We start from the raw sequence: 11,157 nt of genomic DNA, 5'->3' as shown, positions 1-11,157 counted from the left end.
TCACCCCTTCGTCAGCCGGTGGACCTGAACCACATACAACACCCCGGCCCACCAATACAGACCAGTTCCCCAGATGGCGAAAGCCCATCCGAGGATCCAGCAGATCTCGGCGTACCAGGCGTGGTGGGAGGCGAGAAAGAGCAGGGGGAAGGCGTACATGAGCGCGGCCGTGGCCGCCTTGCCGAGGAAGTGGACCGGCGGGGCGAGGCCGTAGCCGAGGCGGCGCAGCAGCGGCGGGATCCACAGCAGGGCCACGTCGCGCAGCGGCGCCGCGATCGCCAGCCACCAGGGGATGGCCTCCCGCAGGACCAGGCCGATCAGCGTGGCGATGATGTAGAGCCGGTCGGCGAGCGGGTCGATCACGCGGCCGAGCCTGCTCGTCTGGTTCCAGGCCCTGGCGAGCTTCCCGTCGAGCCAGTCGGACAGCCCGGCGAGGACCAGCAGCGCGATGGCGAGGCCGTCGGCCCTGGGGCCGAGCACGAGCCAGAGGAAGACGGGGACGCCGAGCAGGCGGAGCGTGCTCAGCGCGTTGGGAAGCGTCCAGATCCTGTCCTCGGCAGCGTCCACGCCCCGAACCTTACCGCCCGCGATCCGGCCGCCCGGGCCGGTGGACCGGGAGCGCATCGGCCGCGCAAGGCGCTCACGTGCGGCGTCGCGCGGCGGCCTCCGGCCCAGGCCGCCGAGATCGTCGTGGCCGCGGTGCACGGCGGCCGCATCGTCGGGGTCGCGGGCTCGTACGACGACGTCGACCGCCGCCGCTGGGTGCCGCCCGGCCGGGCGGGACGCCGGGGACGGACGCTCGGGCGCGGCGGGCCGCGCCCGTCGCGGACGGCACGTGAACACCCCGACGTTATATCCGTTTTTCCACCTGATCGCTTATTTCAGCATTAGTGAATAGAAGAATGTGAAAGGCCCGAAATATCCCCATGATGGATACACCTTGCTTTCATTGGGATGAAACGGGTTGTGACTCCCGGCTGCCGGTGAAAGACTCCCGGTGAACGGCGCGGGCCGGGCCGTGTCCGTTCCTCACCCGGAACCGTCAGGCATGTCGGCACGACCGGGGTATCGCCTCCGGTCCTGGAACGGAACGATCCAATGTCGCTCAATCCACGCCTGGTCAGGGAGAGCTTCGCGCCGGTGAAGGCCGCACGCGGCAAGGCGGCCGCGTACTTTCACGGCCGGCTGTTCGCCGAGCATCCGCACATGCGGGCCCTGTTCCCGCCGGCCATGGACGCGCACAACGAGCACCTGGTCAAGGCCCTCACGAAGATCGTCTCCATGCTGGACGATCCCGACGGGCTGCGGCCGTACCTCGCCAGGCTCGGGCGCGACCATCGCAAGTACGGGGTGACCGCCGAGCACTTCCTGGCCGCGGGGGACGCGCTCCTCGCCACGGTCAAGCGCTTCGCCGCGGACCTGTGGAACGAGGAGGTGGAGGCGGCCTGGAGCAGCGCGTACGCCCTGGCGGCCCAGGAGATGATCGCGGGGGCGGAGGCCGATCCGGGCCCGCCCTGGTGGCACGCCGAGGTGATCGGCCACGAGCGCCGCACCGCGGAGATCGCCGTGGTGACGGTACGGCCCGCCGAGCGGCTCGCGTTCAAGCCCGGCCAGCACGTGCCGGTGCAGACGGCGCGCTGGCCCCGGATCTGGCGCACCTTCTTCATCGCCAACGCCCCGCGGCGGGACAACACGCTCCGCTTCCACGTGCGGGCCCTCCCCAGCGGCTGGGTCAGCTCCGCCCTGGTCCGGTACACCCGGGTGGGCGACCAGATCATGCTCGGCCCGCCGACCGGCACCATGGTCCCCGCGGACACGGGCCGGGACATCCTCTGCGTGGCGGACGGCACCGGGCTCGCCCCGATGAAGGCGATCATCGAGCACGCCCTGCAGTCCGGTGGCGCGTCCCGCATCCACCTGCTGCTCTGCGCGCGGCGGGCCGCCGAGTTCTACGACATGGCGGAGCTGAAGCGGATGACCGCCGCCCACCCCAAGCTGCGGGTGGTGCCGGTCGTCTCCGACGACCCGTCCTTTCCGGGGATGCGGGCCACCCCGCCGGAGGCGGTGGAGCGGCTCGGCCCCTGGGAGGAGCACGAGGTGTACCTCTGCGGCCCGGCCGCGACGGTGGCGGAGACCGTGCGCCGGCTGCGGCGCGCGGGCGTGCCGCGGGAGCGGATCCACTACGACACGCTCCGTGATCAGCCGTGGCGGCCGCCCGCGCGGAACGGGCGCCCGCCGAGCGCGCTGATCGGCCCGGCGCGGGTGCGGTGATCGGGTCACGGCACCCGTCTGCAGCCCATCGGTCCACGGCACCGCCGGGGAACTCCGTGATCGGGCATGGGGACGTGCGCCGGGGAGGGGCGGCCCCGCCTCTCCCCGGGTGACCGGAAGGGCGGCCCGCCGCGCCGGACGCGCCCGGCCGCCGGAGCGCCCCGGGCCGGCTCAGACCTTACGCCAGCGGGGAATCCACGCGCCGTCCTCGACCTCGAAGTCGCCGAAGAGCGCCGGCGCCTCCTTCCGCATGATCTCGCCGATCTTGCCGAAGACCAGGCGGATCTCCTCCTCGGCGCCGGGCGCGGTCCGGGTCTCGATCGTGTGGCGGAGGGTGCGCACGTTCGCCGTCCAGACCAGGCCGGTGGCCACGCCCTCGGGGGCGAAGCGCCGCATGAACGACGTGCGGTGCTTCTTCTCGGAGAACGGCACGCCCTCCTTGTCGAGGCCGAAGTGCTCGGCCATCCACAGCTGGAACTCCTGGAGCCGGTCGAGGATCTCGGTCGCCCGCTTCATCAGCTCGGCGTCCTCGCGCGCCCACTCCGGGAACCAGAAGGGGATGTCGGTGAGCCGGACGAAGCGCAGCGACTCCTGGGAGATCGCCACCCCGACGCGGTGCCGTACCAGCTCGTGGGTGAGCACCCGGGAGACGTTGTGCAGCACGAAGCTGAAGCTCACGTGCTCCAGCACGCTCCCGTGCGCGCTCGCCAGGATGTTGCGGAGGTAGTCCTCCTGGTCGGTGCGGATCCGGACGACGTTCGGATTCAGCCCCGGCTCGAACGACCGGTAGCACAGCCGCCCGGCGAACTCCGCCAGGTTCTGCGCGTCCAGTTCGCCCCGGTCCAGCCGCTCCAGCCAGCGCTCCCCGCCGATCTGCCGCAGGTAGCGGGCGAGCTCGTCGTAGTCGACCGCCGGCCGGGCGACGAGGAATACCTCGGGTTCGACGCTGCGCATTGCTCTCCCCGTGTCGTGTGGCGTTGACCGTCCCAGGATTCCAAACCCGAGGCGTCCGGGCGAACCGGCCCCGGGGCGAGGCCGCCGGCCCGCGGGCCGGCGGCCTCCCCGTGCCGTCGCGTCCGCCCGGGGCGGCGGGCGGCGGTGCGGCTCAGCCGGCCGGGGTGGCCGCCCGCCCGGCGCGGTCCCGGGCCCCGGCGCACAGCCGCAGCACGTTGGCGATGATCTTGGCGCCGTTGCCGCCCTGGGTGGTGAGGATCGACTCGGGGTGGAACTGCACGGCGAACCGGCGGTTCGCCACGTCCTCGATCGCCATCACCGCGCCGTCCGGGGTGGTCGCGGTCACCGTGAACCCCTTCACCCCGGAGCGCTTGGCGTGCAGCGAGTGGTAGCGGGCGGCGACGAACTCCTCGGGCAGGCCGTCGAGGAGCGCGCTCTCCCCCTCCCGCCGGATCCGGCCGCGCTTGCCGTGCTCCGGGTACGGCAGGAGCTCCAGGGTGCCGCCGGCGTGCTCGACCATCGCCTGGAGGCCGAGGCAGACGCCGAAGACCGGCAGCCCGCGGGCGTACACGGCATCGAGCAGGGCGGAGCAGCCGAAGTCGGACGGCCAGCCGGGCCCGGGCGACAGCACCACCAGGGTCGGCGCGATCTCGTCGAGCTTCTCCAGCGGGAAGCCGTGCCGCAGGGTGACCACCGAGGCGCCCTGGGCGCGGAAGTAGTCGGCGAGCGTGTTGACGAACGAGTCCTCGTGGTCGACGAGCAGCACCGTGTGCCCCTCGCCCGGGCGCTCGGCCGGCTCCGCCGGCGGCTCCTCCTGCGCGGGCCGCTCGGCGGCGGCGAGCGCGCCGAGCAGGGCGCTCGCCTTCAGCTCGGTCTCCCGCTCCTCGGCCGCGGGGTCGGAGTCGAACAGCAGCGTCGCCCCGGCCCGCACCGCGGCGACCCCGTGCCGGATCTGCGCGGTGCGCAGGACCAGGCCGGTGTTCATCGAGCCGTCGAAGCCGAGGAAGCCGACGGCCCCGCCGTACCAGCGCCGCGGCTGGTCCTCGTGGTCCTCGATGAACTGCATCGCCCAGGTCTTCGGCGCGCCGGTGACGGTCACCGCCCACATGTGGGTGAGGAAGGCGTCGAGCGCGTCGAACTCGGGGCGCAGCCGGCCCTCGATGTGGTCGACCGTGTGGATGAGCCGGGAGTACATCTCGATCTGGCGGCGGCCGATGACCCGCACGCTCCCGGGCACGCAGATCCGCGACTTGTCGTTGCGGTCCACGTCGGTGCACATGGTGAGCTCGGACTCCTCCTTCACGCTGGACAGGAGGGTCCGGATCGCCTCGGCGTCCTCGACCGGGTCGGCGCCGCGGGCGATGGTGCCGGAGATCGGGCAGGTCTCGACCCGGTCGCCGGTGACCCGCACGTACATCTCGGGCGACGCGCCGACCAGGTGCTCGCCGTCGCCGAGGTTGAGCAGGAACTCGTACGGCGCGGGGTTGCTGGTGCGCAGCGCGCGGTAGAAGGCGGACGGGTCGGTGCACGCGCCGTAGAAGACCTGGCTCGGCACCACCTCGAACAGGTCGCCCCGCGCGAACCGCTCCTTGGCCTTGGCCACGATCTCGGCGTAGGCCCCCTTGCGCGGGCCCGGGGGGATGCGCTCGGGCGCGACCAGCGGGATCGTCTCCCCGGTGCGCGGCAGGCCGCGGGTGGAGACGCCGTCCACGGTGAACTCGTAGCGGTACTCCATGCTGGTCTCGCGCACCCGGTCGATCACGACCAGCCGGTCGGGCAGGTGGAGGACGAGGTCGCGCTGGTCCTCGGGCCGCGGGATGCGGAGCCGGATCGGCTCGAACTGGAAGGCGAGGTCGTAGCCGAACGCGCCGTACAGGCCGAGGTGGGGGTCCTCGCCCTTGAACGCGGCGATCACCTCGCGGATCGCGCTGAACACCGTCGGCCGGCGGCTGCGCATCTCCTCCGGGAGGAGCTCCTCGGACTCGGGGATGACCACCTCGACCGAGCCCCGGTCGGGCCCGGAGACCGGCTTGCCCGCGGCGAGCAGGCAGGAGGCGATCACCGGGAAGACGACCATGCCGCGGTCGTTGAGCGCGCGGGCCGTGACGCGCCGGCCCCGCGCCGTGATCTCCAGGCAGGGATCGACGTAGCCGAACGCCCACCGGCTGTACCTGCCCGGGTAGTCCATGCCTGAGGAGAAGGCCCCGCCCCGGCGCTCCCGCAGCGCCGTCACGATCTCCTCGAGCGCCTCCTCGGGCACCTCGCGCGCCTCGCGCTCGACGGCGATCCTGCCGGCTGTGATATATCCGCTGGTCTCCACTGTCCACGCCCCTCTGATTCGTCGAATGCCCCGGGGGCGGACATACATAAGGCCGCCTCACGGGGCGGCCGGTCCACGCTGCGTGACAATGCGAAACCCGCGCCGCCGTTCAGCGGCGCCACCACCAGATCGGCGAAGCGGCGTGGTCTCGCATGCCGTACAGCGTAGCGACGCGCACGGCGATCAAGCAACGGCGACGGGCGCCGGACCACGCGCCCCGTGGAACCGGAGGTCTGTGACGAATACCTCAATACCCGTACGTTCTTCGCGGGCATGGAGGGCCACATCACACCACACACGGCTTTTCCGTAACTATAATATTTTACAGAATTCGGGTTCGGTGGGAGGCTTTAGGACGCTGCACTGGCATGGGCTTTTCTATGGATTTCCTCGGCCGCGACATCGCTGTTGATCTCGGAACCGCGAACACCGTCGTTTACGTGCGCAATCGCGGCATCGTGCTCGACGAGCCGTCCGTGGTCGCGCTGAACACCAGGACGGAGAAAATCGTCGCGGTGGGCAATGAGGCCAAACAGATGATCGGCCGCACCCCGGGGAACATCGTGGCCATCCGCCCCCTCGCCGACGGCGTCATCACCGATCTCGAGGTGGCGGAGCGAATGCTCCGTTACTTCATTCAGAAGGTTCACCGGCGGCGCTATCTCACCCAGCCGCGGATGATCGTGGCCGTGCCGAGCGGCACCACGGGCGTGGAGCAGCGCGCCGTCAAGGAGGCCGGCTACCACGCGGGCGCGCGCCGGGTCTACATCATCGAAGAGCCGATGGCCGCCGCGATCGGCTCCGGGCTTCCGGTGAGCGAGCCGACCGGCAGCATGGTGGTCGACATCGGCGGCGGCACCACCGAGGTGGCGATCATCGCGCTCGGCGGCATCGTCACCGCCCACTCCATCCGGATCGGCGGCAACGAGCTCGACCAGGCGATCATCACGTACGTCAAGAAGGAGCACTCGCTGCTGCTCGGCGAACGGGCCGCCGAGGAGATCAAGATCGCCATCGGGTCGGCGCTCCCCCAGGATCCGGAGGAGCCGAAGATGGAGATCCGGGGCCGGGACCTGGTGAGCGGGCTGCCGAAGACCCTGATGATCTCGGCCGATGAGGTACGGCAGGCCATCGAGGAGCCGGTTCGCTCGATCATCGACGCGATCCAGGACGCGCTCGACCAGTGCCCGCCGGAGCTCGCCGGCGACCTGGTGGAGAACGGGATCATGCTCACCGGCGGCGGCGCCCTGCTGCGCGGCCTCGACCGGCGGCTCGCCGAGGTCACCGGCATGCCGATCAAGGTCGCCGACAACCCGCTCCACTCGGTCGTCCTCGGCGCGGGCCGCTGCCTGGAGGAGTTCGACCGGCTGCAGGGCGTGCTGATCCCCGAGCCGCGCCGCTGATCGCCGCCCGGCCATCTCCCGCGGCCCAGGGCCTCCCGCCCGTCCCACGTCCCCGATCGCACGAGCCAGCCGGAGGAGGTGAGCAGATGCGCCGCGCGCCGCGCGCCCGGCGGCCCGTCCTCGCCCTGCTGGCCGCCGCCTCCGCCGGGCTGATCGTGATCGGCGTCCCGGGCGGCCTCGCCCTGCGGCACGCCGCCGGCGCCGAACCCGCCGGCCGGGCGGGCGGAACCTCAGCCGCCCTGGGCGGCACGGCGGCCCTCGGCGGCTCGGACGCGGGCGACGTCCGCGCGTACGAGCTGGAGAACGCCCGGCTCGCCGCCCGGCTCTGGGCGGCGCGCGCCGAACACGACCGGGCAGCCAGGCTCGCGGAGCTCCGCGAGGCCGCGCCGTACCCGGGCCTCGTCCCCGCCCACGTGATCGCGGTCGGCGAGGGCCCGGGCCGCGCCGACACGGTGACCATCGACGCAGGGACCCGGCGAGGGGTGCGGCCGAACATGGCCGTGGTGAGCGGCGACGGGCTGGTCGGCCGGGTGATCGCGGCCGGCGCCGACAGCGCCACCGTGCTGCTCGCCACGGACGTCACCAGCGGCATCGGCGCCCGGCTCGCCGGGTCCCGCCACGTCGGCATCGTGACCGGTGAGGGCATGCGGAGCGGCGGCCTGCTCCGCCTCCGCGTGCTCGACGCCCGCGCCCCGCTCCGGGTCGGGCAGCGCGTGGAGACCCTCGGCTCCCGCGGCATGCGGCCCTACCCGGCCGGCGTCCCCATCGGCGAGGTGATCGAGGTGGAGCCGGCGACGGACCAGCTCACCCGGAGCGCGCTGGTGCGCCCCGCGGTCCGGTTCAGCGCCCTCGACGTGGTCGGGGTGGTGACCGGGTCCGGCCGGTCGGGCGACGCCCGGGCCGGGTGAGGCGCCGGGCTCCGCGGCGCCCGGGACCCCGGCCCGCGGCCCGTCCGCGCCCCCACCGCACCGCCCGCACGCCCGTGACGCTCCCCCACACCCGCCCCCGGCGGGACCGCCATCGGCCGTCCGCACCCCAGGAGGACCATGCCGCACCGATCGCGCCTGCTCCTCGTCCACGTGCTCGTCGCCTGCATGTTCCTCGTGCTCCTCGGCCGCCTCTGGCAGGTGCAGATCATCGACGGCGACCGGTACGCCCGCGCGGCCGTCGAGGACCACACCCGCCAGGTCGTCCTCCCGGCCGTGCGCGGGCAGATCGTCGATCAGCGCGGCCGCCCGCTGGTGCGCAACCGCACGGCGATGACGGTGTCCGTGGACTACATCACCCTCTCCCGCCGGCCGGACAACGGGCGCGCCGTGCTGCGCCGGCTCGCCCGCCTGCTCGGCATGCCCTACCGGGAGATCGCCCGCAAGGTGCGGCTCTGCGGGCCGAAGGTGGGCAAGCCGTGCTGGGCCGGCTCGCCGTACCAGCCGATCCCGGTCGCCGAAGGGGTCGACGAGCGGATCGCGATGCAGATCGTCGAGCGCCCCGAGGAGTTCCCCGGGGTCACCGCCGAGCTCCAGCCGGTCCGGGACTACCCCGAGGGCGGCCTCGCCGCGCACGTGCTCGGCTACGTCGGCCCCGACAGCACCCGGGGCGGCGGGCCGTACGGCGTCCGGTTCGTCGGCCGCGACGGGCTGGAGGCGAGCTACGACGCGGAGCTGCGCGGGCGGGAGGGCAGCCGGCAGCTCGTGGTGGACAGCGCCGGCCAGGTGCTGCGGGTCGTGCGCGAGGAGCCGCCCCAGCCCGGGGCGACGCTGGTGACCAGCATCGACGCCAAGGTGCAGCGGGTCGTGGAGAAGGCGCTCGAGCGGGCCGTCCGGAAGACCCGCCCCGCGTCCGCGCGCTCCGGCGCCGCGGTGGTCATGGACGTCCGCACCGGCCGTGTGGTCGCCATGGCCGCCTACCCCTCCTACGACCCGTCCGTGTGGACCGGCGGCATCCGCCCGGCCGACTACAAGCGGCTCACCAGCGCCGCGCACGGCCAGCCGCTGGTCTCCCGGGCGATCCAGGGGCAGTGGCCGCCCGCCTCAACCTGGAAGATCGTCTCGCTCGCGGCGGCGGTGGACGCCGGCTACGACCTGTACGGCCGGTACGACTGCTCCGGCTCCTACCGGGTCGGCGATCGGTCGTTCCGCAACTTCGGCGGGATCGGTTACGGCTTCATGGACCTGCGCCGCGCCCTCGTCGTCTCCTGCGACACGATCTTCTACCGGTTCGCCTACGACATGTGGGTGAAGGACGAGCGGGCCAAGCGGCCGGCCGAGCCCATGCAGCGCATGGCCCGCGCCTTCGGGTTCGGCGCCAAGACCGGGATCGACCTGCCCGGGGAGGCCGCCGGCCGGGTGCCGGGCCGGGAGTGGAAGCGCGCCTACTGGGAGCAGACCAAGGAGGAGACCTGCAAGGCCGCCAAGACCGGCTACCCGTCCCTGGCGAAGACCGATCCGCAGCGGGCCGCCTACCTCAAGGCGGTGGCCGCCGAGCACTGCGCCACCGGCTACCTGTGGACCCCGGGCGACGCGGCCAACTTCTCCATCGGCCAGGGGGACGTGCTCGTCACGCCGCTGCAGCTCGCCCGGGCGTACGCCGCGCTCGCCAACGGCGGCAAGCTGTTCAGCCCGCGGATCGGCAAGGCCGTGGTCGGCGCCGACGGCCGGGTGCTGCGGACCATCACCCCGCCGGTGGTCGGCCGGCTCCCCGTCTCCGGCAAGACCCTCGCCTACATCCGGGACGCGCTCGCCGAGGTGCCCCGCTCCGGCACCGCCGCCGGGGCGTTCGCCGGGTTCCCCCTCGACGAGCTGCCGGTCGCCGGGAAGACCGGGACCGCCGAGGCATACGGGGTGAATGACACCTCCTGGTTCGCCTCGTTCGCCCCGGCCGACAAGCCGAGGTTCGTGGTGGTGGTCGTGGTCACCCAGGGCGGCGCCGGCGCCGACGCGGCCGCGCCCGCGGCCCGGGAGATCTGGTCCGGCATCTACGGCCTCGAGGGCAAGCGCGCCGCGCTCCCCGGCGGCCGGCTCACCGACCGCCTGCCCGACCTCACCGGAGGGGCCAAGTGATCACGTCACCGTCCGCCCGCGCCCGCCGCCTCCCGCTGCCCCGGCTCGACTGGGGCCTCGCCGCCGCGGTCACCGCGCTCTCCCTGATCAGCGTGGTCCTGGTGTGGGCGGCGACCCGGCCGCGGCTCATCGCCGCCGGGGAGGACCCGCAGCAGTACCTGAAGCGGCAGATCGTCAACGTGCTCGCCGGCCTGGTGATCATGCTCGTGGTCGCCCTGGTCGACCTGTCGACGCTGCGGGTCTGGAGCCTGCCCGCGTACGCGCTGACCTGCGTGAGCCTGCTCCTGGTGCTCACCCCGCTCGGCCAGACCGTCAACGGCGCGCAGTCGTGGCTCGGCATCGGCCCGGTGCAGGCGCAGCCGTCCGAGTTCGCCAAGCTCACGCTCGTGCTCGCCCTCGCCACCCTGCTCGGCGACCAGCCCGACGGGGAGCACCGGCCGGGCGGGGTGCACCTGCTGCTCGCGCTCGGCGTCACCGCGGTGCCGTTCGGCCTGGTGATGCTCCAGCCCGACCTCGGCACCGCCATGATCCTCACCGCGATCGTGCTCGGCATGCTCGTGATCGCCGGGGTGCGGTGGCGGTGGATCGCCGTCCTGGTGCTCTCCGGCGCGGCCGCCGCGGCGCTCGCCTGGTGGCTCGGGCTCCTCCGCCCGCACCAGGTGCAGCGGCTGCTCGCGTTCGCCGACCCCGCGGCCGACCCGCAGGGCGCCGGGTACAACGCCACCCAGGCCCTGAACACGGTCGGCTCGGGCGGGCTGCTCGGCACCGGCCTGTTCCGCGGCGACCAGACCGGCGGCCGGTTCGTCCCCGAGCAGCACACCGACTTCATCTTCACCGTCGCCGGCGAGGAGCTCGGGTTCGCCGGCGCGGCGCTCATCCTGGTCCTGCTCTGGTTCGTGATCTGGCGCGCGCTGCGCACCGCGTCCCGGGCCGCCCTGCCGTTCGGGACCCTCGCCGCCGCCGGGATCGTCTGCTGGTTCGCCGCGCAGACGTTCGTCAACGTCGGCATGGTCGTCCGGCTCGCCCCGATCGCCGGGGTGCCGCTGCCGTTCGTCTCGTACGGCGGGTCGTCCGCGGTGGCCTGCCTGGCCGCGGTGGGCGTGCTCATGTCGATCCAGCGCAAGGACCTGCACCACCTGTGACGCGCGGT

Annotated in this window: 8 protein-coding genes; 5 read left to right on the top strand and 3 right to left on the bottom strand. The window is 73.3% G+C overall.

Going from position 1 to position 11,157, the window contains the following annotated elements; all coding sequences use genetic code 11:
• On the bottom strand, positions 1–567 hold the full coding sequence (gene clsA, locus TBIS_RS08415; protein ID WP_041432104.1) for a cardiolipin synthase ClsA: 567 nt from the start codon (positions 565–567) through the stop codon (positions 1–3).
• 531 nt (positions 568–1,098) lie between these two features.
• Between clsA and TBIS_RS08410 the strand changes: the two genes are divergently transcribed.
• On the top strand, positions 1,099–2,271 hold the full coding sequence (locus TBIS_RS08410) for a globin domain-containing protein (protein WP_013131936.1): 1,173 nt from the start codon (positions 1,099–1,101) through the stop codon (positions 2,269–2,271).
• 171 nt (positions 2,272–2,442) lie between these two features.
• On the opposite strand, the gene thyX is transcribed toward TBIS_RS08410, so the two are convergent.
• Complete coding sequence (gene thyX, locus TBIS_RS08405; protein WP_013131935.1) at positions 2,443–3,225, bottom strand: FAD-dependent thymidylate synthase; 783 nt, start codon at positions 3,223–3,225, stop codon at positions 2,443–2,445.
• Between the two features lie 151 nt (positions 3,226–3,376).
• The gene (locus TBIS_RS08400; RefSeq protein ID WP_013131934.1) at positions 3,377–5,593 is read right to left on the bottom strand and encodes an anthranilate synthase component I; all 2,217 of its coding nucleotides are present in this window, start codon (positions 5,591–5,593) and stop codon (positions 3,377–3,379) included.
• Positions 5,594–5,913: 320 nt separating this feature from the next.
• Between TBIS_RS08400 and mreB the strand changes: the two genes are divergently transcribed.
• From mreB to rodA, 4 genes are all read left to right on the top strand, one after another.
• Entirely contained in the window at positions 5,914–6,948 is a 1,035-nt protein-coding gene (gene mreB / locus TBIS_RS08395; protein WP_013131933.1) for a rod shape-determining protein, read from the top strand.
• A gap of 86 nt (positions 6,949–7,034) precedes the next feature.
• A complete protein-coding gene (gene mreC / locus TBIS_RS08390; protein ID WP_013131932.1) occupies positions 7,035–7,856 on the top strand; it encodes a rod shape-determining protein MreC in 822 nt (273 codons plus the stop codon).
• A gap of 138 nt (positions 7,857–7,994) precedes the next feature.
• A complete protein-coding gene (gene mrdA / locus TBIS_RS08385) occupies positions 7,995–10,007 on the top strand; it encodes a penicillin-binding protein 2 (protein WP_013131931.1) in 2,013 nt (670 codons plus the stop codon).
• On the top strand, positions 10,004–11,149 hold the full coding sequence (gene rodA, locus TBIS_RS08380) for a rod shape-determining protein RodA (protein WP_013131930.1): 1,146 nt from the start codon (positions 10,004–10,006) through the stop codon (positions 11,147–11,149). The genes mrdA and rodA overlap by 4 nt, the downstream gene beginning before the upstream one ends.
• Positions 11,150–11,157 lie beyond the last annotated feature (8 nt).

Source organism: Thermobispora bispora DSM 43833 (genome assembly GCF_000092645.1).
In the GTDB taxonomy this organism is placed as follows: Bacteria; Actinomycetota; Actinomycetes; order Streptosporangiales; family Streptosporangiaceae; genus Thermobispora; species Thermobispora bispora.
Note: the sequence above shows the minus strand (reverse complement) of the source record. Positions and strands in the feature narration are given on the sequence as shown.

Bases quoted from the DNA above. Each gene is read 5' to 3' on its own strand.
- thyX (WP_013131935.1), bottom strand. From the start codon at position 3,225: ATGCGCAGCGTCGAACCCGAGGTATTCCTCGTCGCCCGGCCGGCGGTC.
- TBIS_RS08410 (WP_013131936.1), top strand. From the start codon at position 1,099: ATGTCGCTCAATCCACGCCTGGTCAGGGAGAGCTTCGCGCCGGTGAAG.
- mrdA (WP_013131931.1), top strand. From the start codon at position 7,995: ATGCCGCACCGATCGCGCCTGCTCCTCGTCCACGTGCTCGTCGCCTGC.
- mreC (WP_013131932.1), top strand. From the start codon at position 7,035: ATGCGCCGCGCGCCGCGCGCCCGGCGGCCCGTCCTCGCCCTGCTGGCC.
- mreB (WP_013131933.1), top strand. From the start codon at position 5,914: ATGGGCTTTTCTATGGATTTCCTCGGCCGCGACATCGCTGTTGATCTC.
- TBIS_RS08400 (WP_013131934.1), bottom strand. From the start codon at position 5,593: ATGTATGTCCGCCCCCGGGGCATTCGACGAATCAGAGGGGCGTGGACA.